General features: G+C 71.1%; 14 protein-coding genes. 8 read left to right on the top strand and 6 right to left on the bottom strand.

All coding sequences use genetic code 11. From position 1 onward, the window contains the following. Positions 1–92 precede the first annotated feature (92 nt). On the top strand, positions 93–1,388 hold the full coding sequence (locus KV100_RS02230; protein WP_220341280.1) for a DUF4437 domain-containing protein: 1,296 nt from the start codon (positions 93–95) through the stop codon (positions 1,386–1,388). Continuing rightward, positions 1,385–2,125: a hypothetical protein gene (locus KV100_RS02225; RefSeq protein WP_220341279.1), complete on the top strand. Its 741-nt coding sequence runs from the start codon at positions 1,385–1,387 to the stop codon at positions 2,123–2,125. Before KV100_RS02230 ends, KV100_RS02225 begins: the two co-directional genes overlap by 4 nt. A 102-nt stretch (positions 2,126–2,227) precedes the next feature. Here KV100_RS02225 and KV100_RS02220 read toward each other — a convergent pair whose 3' ends face one another. Continuing rightward, positions 2,228–3,085 (bottom strand): CoA ester lyase, encoded by an 858-nt coding sequence (locus KV100_RS02220; protein ID WP_220341278.1) that lies wholly within the window; start codon positions 3,083–3,085, stop codon positions 2,228–2,230. A gap of 95 nt (positions 3,086–3,180) precedes the next feature. Between KV100_RS02220 and KV100_RS02215 the strand changes: the two genes are divergently transcribed. Genes KV100_RS02215 through KV100_RS02200 form a run of 4 tightly spaced genes read left to right on the top strand, consistent with a single transcriptional unit; the run spans position 3,181 to position 8,210 of the window. Then, the gene (locus KV100_RS02215; protein WP_255561176.1) at positions 3,181–4,419 is read left to right on the top strand and encodes a CaiB/BaiF CoA-transferase family protein; all 1,239 of its coding nucleotides are present in this window, start codon (positions 3,181–3,183) and stop codon (positions 4,417–4,419) included. A 32-nt stretch (positions 4,420–4,451) separates the two neighbouring features. Next, a complete protein-coding gene (locus KV100_RS02210) occupies positions 4,452–5,300 on the top strand; it encodes a cyclase family protein (RefSeq protein WP_220341277.1) in 849 nt (282 codons plus the stop codon). Further along, positions 5,293–6,747 (top strand): MmgE/PrpD family protein, encoded by a 1,455-nt coding sequence (locus KV100_RS02205; protein ID WP_220341276.1) that lies wholly within the window; start codon positions 5,293–5,295, stop codon positions 6,745–6,747. The genes KV100_RS02210 and KV100_RS02205 overlap by 8 nt, the downstream gene beginning before the upstream one ends. After that, positions 6,744–8,210, top strand: coding sequence for a dihydroorotase family protein (locus KV100_RS02200; RefSeq protein ID WP_220341275.1), 1,467 nt, complete (start codon positions 6,744–6,746; stop codon positions 8,208–8,210). The genes KV100_RS02205 and KV100_RS02200 overlap by 4 nt, the downstream gene beginning before the upstream one ends. 9 nt (positions 8,211–8,219) lie before the next feature. Here KV100_RS02200 and KV100_RS02195 read toward each other — a convergent pair whose 3' ends face one another. The 3 genes from KV100_RS02195 to KV100_RS02185 all read right to left on the bottom strand — a co-directional run bounded on the left by KV100_RS02195 (position 8,220) and on the right by KV100_RS02185 (position 10,180). Further along, positions 8,220–9,029 carry an IclR family transcriptional regulator gene (locus tag KV100_RS02195; RefSeq protein ID WP_220341274.1) on the bottom strand — a complete coding sequence of 270 codons (810 nt, stop codon included), beginning with the start codon at positions 9,027–9,029 and terminating at the stop codon, positions 8,220–8,222. Between the two features lie 141 nt (positions 9,030–9,170). Next, positions 9,171–9,866, bottom strand: a complete 696-nt coding sequence (locus tag KV100_RS02190) for an alpha/beta fold hydrolase (protein ID WP_220341273.1) — start codon at positions 9,864–9,866, stop codon at positions 9,171–9,173. Then, entirely contained in the window at positions 9,863–10,180 is a 318-nt protein-coding gene (locus KV100_RS02185; protein ID WP_220341272.1) for an antibiotic biosynthesis monooxygenase, read from the bottom strand. Before KV100_RS02185 ends, KV100_RS02190 begins: the two co-directional genes overlap by 4 nt. 51 nt (positions 10,181–10,231) lie before the next feature. On the opposite strand from KV100_RS02185, the gene KV100_RS02180 reads away from it, so the two are divergent. Together KV100_RS02180 and KV100_RS02175 are read left to right on the top strand one after the other, a co-directional pair. Next, positions 10,232–11,056 (top strand): hypothetical protein, encoded by an 825-nt coding sequence (locus KV100_RS02180; protein WP_220341271.1) that lies wholly within the window; start codon positions 10,232–10,234, stop codon positions 11,054–11,056. After that, positions 11,053–11,916 carry an NAD-dependent epimerase/dehydratase family protein gene (locus KV100_RS02175; RefSeq protein WP_220341270.1) on the top strand — a complete coding sequence of 288 codons (864 nt, stop codon included), beginning with the start codon at positions 11,053–11,055 and terminating at the stop codon, positions 11,914–11,916. Before KV100_RS02180 ends, KV100_RS02175 begins: the two co-directional genes overlap by 4 nt. A gap of 155 nt (positions 11,917–12,071) precedes the next feature. On the opposite strand, the gene KV100_RS02170 is transcribed toward KV100_RS02175, so the two are convergent. Then, positions 12,072–13,301, bottom strand: coding sequence for a hypothetical protein (locus KV100_RS02170; protein ID WP_220341269.1), 1,230 nt, complete (start codon positions 13,299–13,301; stop codon positions 12,072–12,074). Then, the gene (locus KV100_RS02165; protein ID WP_220341268.1) at positions 13,298–13,945 is read right to left on the bottom strand and encodes a neocarzinostatin apoprotein domain-containing protein; all 648 of its coding nucleotides are present in this window, start codon (positions 13,943–13,945) and stop codon (positions 13,298–13,300) included. Before KV100_RS02165 ends, KV100_RS02170 begins: the two co-directional genes overlap by 4 nt. Positions 13,946–14,007 lie beyond the last annotated feature (62 nt).

Raw genomic sequence — 14,007 nt, 5'->3', positions numbered from 1 at the left:
AGGGGATCGCGCGGTCTCACCGATCCCTCTATCCAGCGCTCCGGCCGGCAGATATCGTATATTCTGAAATCCACTTCACCCAGGAGGCACCCGTGCGACCCCACGTCGAGCTGATCCAAGAGGACGACTACGTCTGGCACGCCGCCGAGCTGCCCGGCGGCGAGGGTCGGGCGAGCGAACGCCGTCTCTCCGTCGACGAGGAGGACGGCTCCTGCTCGCTGCGCGTCGACTTCCACACCGACTGGGGACGCGGTCCGGGGATCCACCACGCGAACACCGAGTACTACGTGCTCGAGGGCCAGATGACCTACGGCGACCAGGTGATCGGCAAGGGCGGGTACGTCTACGCGCCGCGCGGCGTCCCGGTCGAGTCCATCCGCTTCGTCGAGGGCACGAGGATGCTGCACTACCGGGAGTACGGCGACGCCGGCTTCGACCCGGTCGACTCCCCCGCCGCCCCTCGCTGGGACGACGCCCGCGAGGACGTCATCGTGGTCGACTCCGAGGCGATGACGTGGGACGCCGTCCCCAACCCCGGGCCGATGCCGGGCCTCTTCATCAAGTACCTCCATGTCGACCCCGTCACCGGCTTCTACACCCGGCTGGTGCACGCGCAGGAGGGCTGGGCGGACCACCGTCTCGCCCACCACCCCTGCTACGAGGAGGCGTACACGACCCAGGGCCACATGGAGTACAACTTCGGCACCCTCGACCTCGGGACCTACTTCTTCCGCCCCGCGCGCGTCAAGCACGGCCACTTCACCACCATGGAGGGCGGCGCCACCTGGCTGCTGCGCTCCGACGGCGAGCTCGCCAACTGGTACACGCAGAACGAGTGGGTGCGCTGGGGCGGCGAAGGAGTCAACTACGGTCCCGAGGGCCTCGACGAGAAGCCGCACCCCGCCGCCCGCTGGGCGCACTCGACGCACGACATGGCGGAGCCGTGGCGTACCGACGAGGACATGCGTCAGCTGACCGCGTCGTGGCAGTTCCAGAAGGACCAGGGTCAGTACGACGCTCCCGTCGCGCACCACGGCTCGGGCGCGGACAAGTCCGCCATCGCGATCGCGAAGGCGCTGGACGCCTACAACCTGCAGGGCGGCCACGGCGGGCACGACCACACGCACTCGCACGACCACGACCACGACCACGCGCACTCGCACGAGCACGACCACGACTCCGCCGAGGCCCCCCGCGAGGTCATCAACCTCGACTGGGGCTGGGCAGGCAGGGCGACCGAGCACGCCGACGAGCGCACGGACGCGCAGGCGCACAACTGGGGCGCGGGCCGCGTCTGGAAGCCGGGCGACCCGATCCCCGCGCCCATCCTGTCGAGCATGCCGGTCCGCAGCCGGTCGCGCGGTCGCTGGGACGGAGACGGGATGTGACCGATCCGCTGGCCGCCGTCGAAGCGGTGCACGGGTTCAACGGCTACAGCGCGGCGATCCTCCTCCACATCGTGCTGTTCGCCTACTGGCTGGGTGGAGACCTCGGCGTCTTCTACTCCAGCCGCTACATCCTGCGCGAGGACCTCGCCCCGCAGTCACGTGCCACAGCGCTCAAGATCATGCACGGGGTGGACCTGGCACCACGGATCTGTCTCGTGCTGTTCCTGCCCAGCGGTGTGACCTTGATGGCGTGGGGGCCGCTCGGTGACGAGTTCTTCGTCAACGGGGTCCTTCTCGCACTCTTGTGGGTCGCGTCCCTCGTCTGGCTGGCGATCGCGGTGTACGACTACTTCCGTGACACCGCGACCCGCTTCGGCCAGGTGATCCAGAAGCTGGACCTGGTGGTCCGGTACGGCCTGGGCGCGACCTTGCTCGCGATCGGCGGCTACACGATCGTCGCCAGCGAGCCGTTCGGGGTCGACACCAACCCCAAGTGGCTGGGTGCGAAGCTCGCCGCCTACGCGCTCTGCATCCTGGCGGGTGTCCTCATCCGCTGGAAGCTGCGGTCGTTCGGGCCTGCCTTCGGCCGTCTCATGGCGACCGGGTCGACCCCCGAGGTCGAGCGTGACCTTCGTGCGTCGCTGCGCGGGTGCGAGCCGTACGTCTTCGCGATCTGGGGATTCGTGCTCCTCGCCGCCGTGCTCGGCGTGATCAAGCCTGGCTCGACCGCGTACTGAGAGCGCACCCGAGCCCGCGTGCCAGGAGGAGAAGACATGGTCGTCGAGCATGTCTCCCCTGCGCGCGCGGGCCGGGTCGCGGCGGGAGCGACAGGCCCTCCGTCAGCGCGCGAGCGCGATGACGGCTCGCGCGCGGCGGACGACCGCCTCGTCCACCATCCGGCCGTCCGGTCCGATCACGACGCCACGCCCCTGCGCCACCGCCTCGTCGAAGACGGCGACCAGCGTCCTGGCCCGGTCGAGCGTCGCCGCGGTGGGAGTGAAGACCTCGTTGGCGACGGCGACCTGCGCCGGATGGATGCAGGCGCGGCCGACGTACCCGCGGCGGGCGAGCGCACGCGTCGTCGCGGCGAAGCGGTCCAGGTCGCGGAAGTCGGTCGATACCGGGGCCACCGGGGCATTGATGCCGGCGGCCGCGCTGACCACGACGACCTGGCTGCGGATCGGCGCCCAGTCGGCCTCGTCAGCGTCGTCGCCCAACCCGAGATCAGCACCCAGGTCGGCCTCGCCGACTTGGAGGCGGACGACGCGGGGGGACGCCGCGATCGCCCGAGCGTCGAGGAGGGCGGCTGCCGACTCGAGCAGCGGGACCACTCCGACGGAGCCCGGCTCGAGTCCCGCCGCGCTCTCCGCCCGGGTCAGCGCTCCGTCGACCATCTCGAGCTCGGCGCAGGTCTCGGTCTTCGCGACCATGACGCCGGTGAGTCCCGGGGCGACTACGGCCTCGACGTCCTCGATCCCGAGGGGCCCCGGGTTGATCCGGACCCACACCTCGACGCCCGAGGAGTCGCCGCGCAACGACGTGAGCCACTCGGCGACGGTGGCGCGGGCGGAGTCCTTCGCCCCCCACGGCACCGCGTCCTCGAGATCGACGATCACGGCGTCGGCCCCCCGGTCCAGCACCTTCGCGAGCTTGTCGGGTGCGTTGCCGGGGACGTACAGGTACGAGCGAGCGATCACAGGAGACTCCGCCTAGTGGAACGATGTTTCACAGCACGCTATCGCACGGCTACCGGCACGTTGACCCATGACGGGCACGCGCTTACGATTCTGGAATGGCGTTTCGCACAATGGAACAAGTAGACCCCCACGGCTCGATGAGCGATGGACCGCTGACCGGCGTCCGCGTCCTCGACGCGTCGACGATCCTCGCGGGGCCCCTGTGCTGCCAGATACTCGGCGACTTCGGCGCCGAGGTGGTCAAGATCGAGCACCCCACCGCCGGCGACAGCATGCGCGGCCACGGCGAGAGCAAGGACGGCACACCACTGTGGTGGAAGGAGATCGCCCGCAACAAGCAGACGGTGGGCCTCAGCCTGTCGGCTCCCGAGGGCGCTGAGCTCTTCGCGCGGCTGGCCGCGACCGCCGACGTGGTCGTCGAGAACTTCCGGCCCGGCACCCTCGAACGCTGGGGCCTCTCCCCCGAGCGCCTGCTCGAGGCGAACCCCGGGCTGGTCGTCGCCCGGATCACCGGGTTCGGCCAGCGCGGCCCGTACGCCGCTCGCGCCGGGTTCGGCACGCTCGCGGAGGCGATGAGCGGGTTCGCCCACCTCACGGGCCAGCCCGACGGACCGCCCACCCTTCCCGCGTTCGGCCTCGCCGACTCCATCTGCGGGATCGCGGCCTCGTCGGCCGTGGTGATGGCACTGCTCGCCCGGGAACGCAACGGCGGCCACGGGCAGGTCGTCGACCTGAGCCTCCTCGAGCCGATCATGACCGCCGTCGGCCCAGGCCCCACCGTCTTCCAGCAGCTCGGCAAGGTCGGGACTCGCAACGGCAACCGCTCGCACAACAACGCGCCACGCAACACCTACCGCACCGCCGACGGCCACTGGGTCGCCATCTCCACCAGTGCCCAGGCCATCGCCGAGCGGGTGATGCGTCTGGTCGGTCACCCCGAGGTGATCGACGAGCCGTGGTTCGCAGCGGGCCACAGCCGCGCCCTCCACGCCGACCTGCTCGACGGCTACGTCGGGGACTGGATCCTCGCCCGCACGCGTGACGACGTCGTCAGCGCGTTCACCGACGCCGGCGCCGCCGTCGCCCCGGTCTACTCCGCGCGCGACCTCGCGCACGACCCCCACGTCCGCGAGACGGAGATGCTGCTCGAGGTCGAGGACGAGGACCTCGGACCCGTCCTCCAGCACAACGTGATGTGGCGGATGTCGGAGACCCCCGGTCGCATCCGCTTCACCGGTCGCGACCACGGCGCCGACACCGACACGCTGCTGAGCGACCTGGGTGTCGACGCCGACACCCTCGCCGACCTCCGTACCCGCAACATCATCTGCTGATCGTGAACGACGCCGAGCCGAAAGAAGAAGGCATGACCACCCTCTCGACCACCTCGTCCCCCCCGCGGAGCCTCCTGGACGCCGTACGCGCCGGGGTCCGGGTGGTGGACCTCGGCCGACGCCTCACCGTCGGCATGCCGCAGTCGCCCAACCACCCGCCGTACTGGCACGCCCTCCCCCGCCGCCACGGCGACATGGTGCGCGTCGACGGCGGCTCCGCGGCCAACGACATGATCTCCATGGGCACGCACGTCGGCACCCACGTCGACGCCCTCGCCCACGTGTCCCAGGACGGAAGGTTGTACGGCGGGCTCGACGTGGCGGACGCGCTCGAGGGAGGGCGCTACGCGCAGCTCGGCGCGCACACGATCGAGCCGATGGTCCGGCCGGGCGTCCTGCTGGACGTGCCCGCCGCCCTCGGCGTCGGGCGTCTCGACGCCGGGTACGAGATCACCGTGGCCGACCTCGAGCTGACCCTCGAGCGTCAGGGCAGCACCATCGCGCCGGGTGACGTCGTCCTGGTCCGCAGCGGCTGGGGGCAGCACTTCGACAGCGGCGCGGACCAGCTCTTCATGGGCCAGTCGTCGGGTGTGCCCGGAGTGGGTGCCGCAGGCGCGCAGTGGCTGGTCGACCGCGGGGTCCACGCCACCGGCGCCGACACGATCGCGTACGAGTGCCTTCCGCCCGGCGCCGGTCACGCCACCCTGCCCGCCCACCGTGTGCTGCTGGTCGAGAACGGCGTCTACATCATCGAGACGATGGCGCTCGAGGAGCTTGCGGCCGAGGGCCTGCACGAGTTCGTGTTCGTCCTCTCCCCGCTGCCGCTCTTCGGCGCCACGGGGTCGCCCGTGCGTCCACTGGCGGTGGTCGCGGGTGAGTGATCCAACCCTCGGCGGCCACCTCGCCGCGTTCGCCGCCGACGTCGCGCGCGACGGCCTCCCCGACGAGGTCGCCGCGAGCACGCGCCAGCGCGTGCTCGACGTCCTCGGCCTCTGCGTCGCCGCCCACCGCCTGGACACCAGCGCCGCGATCATCGGGCACGTCCTCGACCAGGGCGGGCACGAGCAGTCCACCGTCGTGGGCTCGCCCCAGCGTGTGACGGCAGCCCAGGCCGCGCTCGCCAACGGCGTGCTCGCGCACTCCCTCGACTACGACGACACGCACCTCCCGTCGGTGCTCCACCCGAGCGCCAGCGTGGTCCCCGCCGCACTCGCGGCCGCCGAGCACACCGGTGCCGACGGCGCGCTGACCGTGCGCGCGATCGCGGTCGGGCTCGAGGTCGCCGTCCGGCTCGGCATGGCCGGGTACGACCAGGAGCTCGGCAACTCCGTCTTCTTCGAGCACGGGCAGCACGCGACCTCGATCACCGGGGCGATGGGCAGCGCGGTCGCCGCGTCGCTCCTCTACGGTGCCGACGAGAAGGGTGTCCTCGACGCTCTCGGCCTGACCGCCTCCATGGCGTCGGGGATCATCGAGGCCAACCGCACCGGCGGCACCGTCAAGCGCCTCCACTGCGGTCTCGCCGCTCAGGCCGGCGTCACCGCCGCCCAGCTCGTCCGCCGCGGGTTCACCGGACCGCCTACCGTCCTGGAGGGCCGGTTCGGGTTCTTCGAGGCGTGGCTGCACGGCCGCTTCTTCCCCGAGGCGATCACCGAGGGCCTCGGCAAGACGTGGGCGGTGCCGGACATCTTCTTCAAGCCGTACCCCGCCAACCACTTCACGCACACCTCCGTCGACGCCGGCCTCGCCCTGCGCGCGCGGGGTGTCCGGCCGGAGGACGTCGCGTCGATCGTCATCGGCGCCCCGACGGCGGTGATCCGCACGATCGGCGCGCCGCTGGAGACCAAGCGCGCACCGGAGACCGGCTACCAGGCGCAGTTCAGCGGGCCGTACGCGGTCGTCGCCGGCCTGCTGGGCGGCGGCGGTCTCGGCACCGGGCTCGACGACTACACCGACGCTCTCGCTCAGGACCCGGTCCGGCGCGCGCTGATGGCGAAGGTCGAGGTCGTCCCGGACGAGCGCTGCGACGCGATCTATCCGCACCAGTTCCCCGCCGTCGTCACCCTGCGCACGACGTCGGGCGAGGTCCTCGTCGAAGAGGTCCTCACCAACCGGGGCGGCCCGCAGCGCCCGCTGTCCGACGACGAGCTCGCCCGGAAGTTCCGCGACAACGTCGCCGGACGGGTGAGCGAGGAGGACGCCGACGCCGTACGGGCCGATGTCCTCGACCTCGACTCGCTCGCCGGCGTCGACGGCGTCCTGCGCCGCCTCGTGACCTTCACCAGCCCCACCCCGACCACCGCCCGCACCGAGGAGGAGTCCGCATGAGCGACCTCGACCTGATCATCACGAACGCCGACGTCGTCGTCGCCGGCTCCGAGCTGACCCAGCAGCTCGACATCGGCATCAAGGACGGAAAGATCGCCGTCCTCGCACCCGACCTGCAGGTGGAGCCCGGCGTCGACCTCGTCGACGCCGGCGGCCGGACCGTCTTCCCCGGCGTCGTCGACGCCCACCAGCACTGGGGCATCTACAACCCGCTGTCCGAGGACGCCGCGACCGAGAGCCGCGCCTGCGCGCAGGGCGGTGTCACCACCGCCCTCAACTACATGCGGACCGGTCAGTACTACCTCAACCGTGGGGGCTCGTACGCCGAGTTCTTCCCCGAGGTCCTGGCGCAGACCGAGAACCGCTCCGTCATCGACTACGCGTTCCACCTCGCCCCGATGTCGCGCGGCCACATCGACGAGATCCCGGCCCTGATCAAGGAGCACGGAGTCACGTCCTTCAAGATCTTCATGTTCTACGGGAGCCACGGGCTGCACGGCCGCTCCGACGACCAGCGCTCGTTCCTGATGACTCCGGAGGGCGAGCGCTACGACTACGCGCACTTCGAGTTCGTCATGCGCGGGGTGCAGGCGGCCCGCGAGCAGCACCCCGAGATCGCCGACCAGATCTCGCTGTCGCTGCACTGCGAGACCGCGGAGATCATGAGCGCGTACACCGCGCTGGTCGAGGAGGACGGCTCGCTCTCGGGTCTGCCCGCCTACAGCGCGTCACGCCCACCGCACTCCGAGGGCCTGGCGGTCACCATCGCCTCGTACCTGGCGCACGAGACCGGCCTGCCCACGATCAACCTCCTGCACCTGACGTCCCGCAAGGCGGTCGACGCCTCGGTACGGATGGCCGCGGCGTTCCCGCACGTCGACTTCCGCCGCGAGGTCACGGTGGGGCACCTGCTCGCCGACTGCGACACCGCGCACGGCGTCGGCGGCAAGGTCAACCCGCCGCTGCGCCCGCGCGAGGACGTCGAGGCCCTGTGGCAGCACGTGCTCGACGGCACCATCGACTGGGTCGTCAGCGACCACGCCTGCTGCCGCGACGAGAAGAAGTTCGGCGCGGACCGTGACGACGTGTTCCTCGCGAAGTCAGGCTTCGGCGGCGCGGAGTACCTGCTCGCCGGGATGATCACCGAGGGCCGCAAGCGCGGCCTCGGGCTGGACCGGGTGGCGCAGCTGACCGCGACCAACCCGGCGGAGCGCTACGGGCTGGGCGCCACCAAGGGCGCGATCGAGGTCGGCAAGGACGCCGACCTCGCGATCGTCGACATGGACCACGCGTGGACCGTACGGGCGGCGGACTCGGAGTCCACGCAGGAGTACACGCCCTTCGAGGGCGCCGATCTCACCGCCAAGGTCACCGACACCTTCGTCCGCGGGCGGCGGGTGCTGACCGACGGTGTGGTCACCGCGACCGGTGGTGGCCGCTACCTGGCGCGGCCGAGCGCCTGACCGCCTCGGTCAGGGGGTCCAGCCGAAGCGGTGCGACAGCGATGCCGTGGTCTCCAGCAGCGCGTCCCGGCACGCGTCCAGCTCACGCTCGAACCGCTCGGCCGGACCGCAGACGCTGACGACGGCGACCGGACGGCCGTCGTGGCCGCGGACGGGCGCCGCCACCGAGGCGGCGCCGTCCATCCGCTCGCCCTGCGAGCGCGCCCATCCCTGGCGACGGACCTCGGCGAGGTCCTCCCGCAGGGCGGCGGCGTCGACGATCGTGCTGTCGGTCAGCGCGACGAGCGGGACGGAGTCGAGGTAGTCGTCGATCTCCTCGTCGGGGAGGAAGGCGAGGAAGGACCGCGAGGAGGCCCCCGCATGCAGCGGGTACGGCTCGCCGATGGTCACCGACATGATGACCTCGCGGTCGGGGGTGACCTGGTCGACGTAGATCCGGCTCCGCTCGCCCAGCAGCACCGACAGCGTCGCCGTCTCGTCGGTCCGTGCCGACAGGTCCTCGAGGAACGGCCGACCGACACGGCGGACGTCGATGCGGTCCAGGTAGGTGAGACCGAGACGCATCGCGGCGACCCCGAGCGAGTAGCGCCGGGTCCTCTCGTCGAGGCTGACCAGGTCACGGCTGCGCAGCGACGCGAGCACGCGGTGGACCGCCGCCTTCGAGAGGTCGAGCGCGTCGGCGATCTCGGTCACGCCCAGATCGGGCCCGACACTCTCGGTGAAGAGAAGCAGCACGTCCGCGGCGCGTTCCACCGTCGCGATCGTCGCGCTGGTGCTCTCCGGACCACGCGGGTCGAGCTGCTTCGTCCTCGGGGACATCGAGGGACTCCTTCGTCGTCGTTCAGGCCGGTCGGCCAGCACGGGGCGGATCAGTTCTCTCACGAAGCCACCGCCGAATCAAGACGCCGTTCCACTCGGCTCGGCACAAGACGTGCTCAGCCGAGTGTGCCGCCCCCGGGGTCACACGGGAAGCGCTGCGGCCCGGACGAGGAGGTCGGCGACCTGCGCGGGAGCGGTCAGCGGCGCGTCGTGCCCGGCGTCGAGCACCTCGTACGGGATGCCTCGAGCGTCGAGGCGGGCACGGGTGGTGCTCGAGGGATAGCCCTCGGGCGTCCCGGCGCAGAAGACGTACGAGGCCGGGACGGGGTGCTCCGCCGCGACGCTGAGCGGGTCCAGCGACGGCGCGAACGGGGTGTGCGTGAGCCGTGCTCCCGTCCAGGCGGCCGTCGCCTCGTCGAGGTCACCGCCCGCGACCGGAGGGCGCGCCGCGACGAGGGTCTCGCGGGGCGGGAGCGCCGTCGCGGGAGCGGGCGTCAGATCGACGGCCCGCTCGCCGGGGTCCGGGACCGCCCCGTCGAGATAGACCACCCGTCGCACCCGGTCGGGGACCCGGTCGACGAGCGCACGCACGACGACGCCGCCCTGGCTGTGGCCGACGACGACGAGGTCGTCGAGGTCCTCGATCTCGACCAGCGCTGCCAGCTCGTCCACCCAGACGTGCAGCCCGGTGACGTCGCCGGCCGACCCGGCCCGCTCCCCTGCGCCGGTCAGGCTCGGGGCGTAGACGTCGTGACCCGCGGCGACCAGGTAGGGCCGCACCCGACGCCACGACCAGCCACCGCGGAACGCTCCGTGCACGAGCAGGAACGTGGTCATCGCGGGTCCGGCTCGTCGAGGACGACCTCGAGGTACTCACGGGGATAGGAGTCGTACGGGCGCAGGTGCGCGTACATCGCCTCGGTGTGCGCCACGTAGTCCGGGTGTCGGGTGCACTCCTCGTACGCCTCGACGGTGTCGAAGAACCGCAGGTGCGTGAAGTGGGTCGGGTCCTCCACCCCACGGACCAGGCGACGGCCGCGATAGGCGGGATGGTCGCGGAAGAACCGTCCGAACTCGCCCGACAGCGCGATGTAGGCCTGGGCGTGCTCCTCACCCGGTCTGGTCCATGCCTGGCTGACGACGACGATCATGGGCCCCTCGATGCTCTCGACTGATAGATGATATATCATTATGCTTCGCCCATGACCAGTAGCCAGACCAAGACCATCCCGGAGTTTCTCGCCGAGGCGCCCGACGTCGACAGCCGAGAGCTGTGGCAGGCGTTCTGGGAGATCCTCACCGCGGCCAAGGACAAGATCACCGCCGAGCTGCCGGTGCAGCCGCACCCCAACAGCGACGGGCTCGCCGCCTGGAGCACCCCCGACGACTCGTACGAGGGATCGCTCAACACCTACGCCGGCGACGCCGACAACGGCGCGGAGTGGCTCGTGCACTCCTGGATCGGCAACCGCAAGGCATCGATCCTGGACATGAACCTCCAGGTCTGGCTCGGCCCGCACATCGACGTCCCCCACCTCATCATCGTGTTCGGGACCATCCCCAACATCTTCTACTTCAGCGACCTCGTGCCTCGGCGTGATCTCGCCGTCGACGTCGACTACCTCGAGCGCTACTACGAGCCCGAGAACGCCTCGTGGCTCTCGCTGCGCGGCGACGACCGGTTCACCTGGTCGGTCAGCCACGGGACGTACATGCGGGCGTTCCTCTCCCCCGTCGGGAGCTCCTACGTCGCCGACCGGACCGACGACGTGGTCGCGACGCTGCGCGCGGCGGTGGAGCAGCGGGTCGACACCTGGCTGGGGTGGGTCCGCGAGGCCCGGCCGGTGCCTCTCGAGGAGCGCGCCGCGCTGCGCGAGCGCGACCACCTGCTGCGCACCTACGGCTACACCCTCGACCCGATGAACGAGCTCTCGAAGAAGTTTCTCGGAGCCGAACGCGTCGACGAGCTCGTCTCCGTCCGCGCCGGCCTCGACCAGATCCGTACGAGCAAGGAGAACGCCCAGTGAAGATCCTCGTCATCGGTGCCGGCCTCGTGGGTGCCTCGGCAGCCACCACGCTGCGCGAGCGTGGTCACCACGTCACCGTCACCACCACCACCCCCGGGCGGGTGGACGACCTCGCGTCGCGCTTCGACGAGGTCGTCGTGCTGCGCGGGGCCGACCGTGAGGCGGTGCACGCAGCCGTCGCCGAGGCGGATGCCGTCGTCGTCAGCGCCGGACCGGTCGCTGCCCACTCGATGACACCGGAGGACCGCGCCAAGACCTACCACGAGGTCCTGGTCGCCACGGCCGAGAGCGTCACGAGCGCACCCGGGTCGCCGCACCTCGTCGCGCTGTCCGCGCTGTCGGTCTACGGCGGCGCCGCCAACCACCTCGAGATGGTCGACGAGGACTCCCCCGTGACCGACTCCGACGACCCGAGCCCCGACCGCTTCCTGGCGATGGAGGACGTCTACCGGACCGAGGCCGGCGACCGGTCGACGATCTTCCGGTGCGGAGACATCTTCGGCGCGGACGACCCGCCGATCGACGCCAAGATCGCGATGGCCCACCAGTACCTCGGCGGGTCGGTCCCGTTCGGGGCGGACGCGCTCCTCTACCGTCTGCACGTCGAGGACGCCGCCGACGCGATCGTCCACGCGGTGGAGACACGGATCGTCGGGACCTACAACCTCACCCACCCCGAGCTCCCGCCGACCAACGCCGAGCTCTTCGACGCGATCAGCGCGGCACAGGGCCTCCCACCGCTGGTCTACCGCGCCGAGATCGCGGCCCCGGCCGTCCCGATCTCGGTGGACCGTCTCCGTGACGCAGGCTTCGTCGCCAAGCGCTCGTACGTCGAGCACCCGCTCGTCACGGCACACTGACCTCGGCACAGCACACGGTCCCGGCATCTGCCCTCCATGAGGGATGAGATGCCGGGACCGTGCGCTGTGATCGTGTGGCAGCCACCGAAGCGGGCTCCCTGACGTCGACAGGTACGCAGGGAGCCCGCTGTCCGTGAGGTCGGCGGGATGCCGACTCAGCCGCGCGTCGCTGTGCCCCGACGCGACGGGAGCCAGACGAGACCCGCGGCACCCAGGAACACCAGGGATGCTGCCACCAGACCGATCACGGGCAACGAGCCCGTGCCACCGGTCTTGGGAAGGGTGGCGGCCGGGTCGCTGCTCCCACCGCCGCTCCCGCCACCGTCACCGTCGGCCGGAGGCTCGCTGCTGACCGTCATCTTGGACAGCGTCCCCGATCCCGTGCACTTCGCGCCGATGGACGCAGAAGGGAAGTCGAACGAGAATCCCGAAGCCTTCACGTCGAGCTCGTCACCGGACGCCTTGACGCTGCCCTTGAGCGTCGGGACGGGGACCACGGCCTTGGGCGCGGCGTTGACCGTGTCCGTCGCCGTGAGCGTGGTCGCCGTACCCCCGACCGACAGGTTGAGCGTGTACTCCATCGAGCCGTCGATCGGGACCGGCGCGATGCCGGGGAGCTTGCTCATCGTCGCCTGGAGGGAGACCGGGTCGCCCGCGTTCTTGCGGTATCCGGAGACCGAGATCGTGGCGTTGTAGTCGAACTTCGACCCGATCGACATGACGCACGCGAACTTCACCGTGCCCTTGGCGGGCTTGCCAGGGTTCCCTGCCGGCGGAGCCGAGGTCGGCGCCTTCGCCGGAGCGGTGGTCGGCGCCTTCGTCGGCTTAGGCGTAGGCGTAGGCGTAGTCGGCGTAGGCGGCGGCTCATCGCTCACCGTCAGCACCGACAGCGCCGTGGACGCCGTGCACTGGCCACCGACGCCGGAGACCACGAACGTGAACGCGGTCGCCGTCACCGGCAGCTCGGCCTTGCTCGAGGTCACCGTGCCGGACACGTCGGTCACCGGGACGGGCCCGTTCGGGGCGGCCGTGGTCGGCCCCGTGCCTTTGAGCGTGACCGCCTGACCGTCGATCGTCAGCTTCAACGTCGCGCTCATCGACGCGTTGTTGATCGCCACCGGCGCCACGCCCGGGAGGTCGCTGAGCGTGGCCCGCAACGTCACGGGGCCACCCTCCGCCGCACGGTAGCCCGCGACCGAGACCTTCGCCGCGTAGTCGAAGTCCTTCTTGAAGTCGGGCATCGTGCACGAGAACGCGACCGTTCCTGCCGCCGGCGTGCCCTCGGCCGCGGCCGCCGGACTCGACACCAGCGCGAGCGAGCCGCCCATCAGCGCGACGGCGCCCGCGACCCGTGCGAGCGCACCGAGGCGCGTGCGCGCCCTCATGCGCTGACTCCGTGACGACGACGACCCGGGAACACCAGGAGCACGCCGAGGCCACCCATGACGAGGGCGGCGGCGGCCATCAGCAGGACGGGCAGGTTGTCGGTGCCGCCGGTCTTGGGCAGCGCACCCGCGTTGTCGTCCTCAGGGACGGTCGGTGCCGGGTTCGCCGCCGGCGCCGCCGCAGGCTCGGCGGATGCCTGCTTGTCGCCACCGCCGAAGGTGATCTTGACCGACACGGTGTTGGCAGCGACCACGTCGTCTGGGCTGGTGTTCGGCAGCGGGGCCGCCGCCACGACACAGGCCTCCTTGGTGCAGTCGATCGCACCGAACTTCTCGGACAGAGTGATGGTGACCGGGGCGATCGCTCCGCTCCCGTCGGCGTTCCGGAAGGTCGCGCCACCCTTCAGGTTGCAGTCCGACGGTCCCTTCTGGACCGCCCTGCACTGTCCGACGGCGATGTTCTTGAGGTTGGGCGCGAAGCCGGACGCCTTGACGGTGACCTGCTGCCCGTCCTTCATTCCGGTGCTGGGACCCATGTCCAGCTTCGGTGCCGCCGACGCGGCCGGCGCGCCGAGGAGCATCACGAGCCCGAGCGCGGCCGCGAGGGCCGTCGCACGGAAGAGGGTCGAGATCCTGGGAGTCATGGCATTCGTTCTCCGAGTCGTGAGGTTCGGGCGGACGGTGGGACGGCGGTCGAGCATCGGAC

The organism is Mumia sp. zg.B21 (assembly GCF_019550855.1).
In the GTDB taxonomy this organism is placed as follows: Bacteria; Actinomycetota; Actinomycetes; order Propionibacteriales; family Nocardioidaceae; genus Mumia.
This window is presented reverse-complemented; position numbering and strand designations above follow the sequence as displayed.

Excerpts from the sequence above, each read along its gene's own strand:
- KV100_RS02215 (WP_255561176.1), top strand. The coding sequence starts at position 3,181 with ATGGCGTTTCGCACAATGGAACAAGTAGACCCCCACGGCTCGATGAGC.
- KV100_RS02210 (WP_220341277.1), top strand. The coding sequence starts at position 4,452 with ATGACCACCCTCTCGACCACCTCGTCCCCCCCGCGGAGCCTCCTGGAC.
- KV100_RS02200 (WP_220341275.1), top strand. The coding sequence starts at position 6,744 with ATGAGCGACCTCGACCTGATCATCACGAACGCCGACGTCGTCGTCGCC.
- KV100_RS02195 (WP_220341274.1), bottom strand. The coding sequence starts at position 9,029 with ATGTCCCCGAGGACGAAGCAGCTCGACCCGCGTGGTCCGGAGAGCACC.
- KV100_RS02190 (WP_220341273.1), bottom strand. The coding sequence starts at position 9,866 with ATGACCACGTTCCTGCTCGTGCACGGAGCGTTCCGCGGTGGCTGGTCG.
- KV100_RS02185 (WP_220341272.1), bottom strand. The coding sequence starts at position 10,180 with ATGATCGTCGTCGTCAGCCAGGCATGGACCAGACCGGGTGAGGAGCAC.
- KV100_RS02180 (WP_220341271.1), top strand. The coding sequence starts at position 10,232 with ATGACCAGTAGCCAGACCAAGACCATCCCGGAGTTTCTCGCCGAGGCG.
- KV100_RS02170 (WP_220341269.1), bottom strand. The coding sequence starts at position 13,301 with ATGAGGGCGCGCACGCGCCTCGGTGCGCTCGCACGGGTCGCGGGCGCC.
- KV100_RS02165 (WP_220341268.1), bottom strand. The coding sequence starts at position 13,945 with ATGACTCCCAGGATCTCGACCCTCTTCCGTGCGACGGCCCTCGCGGCC.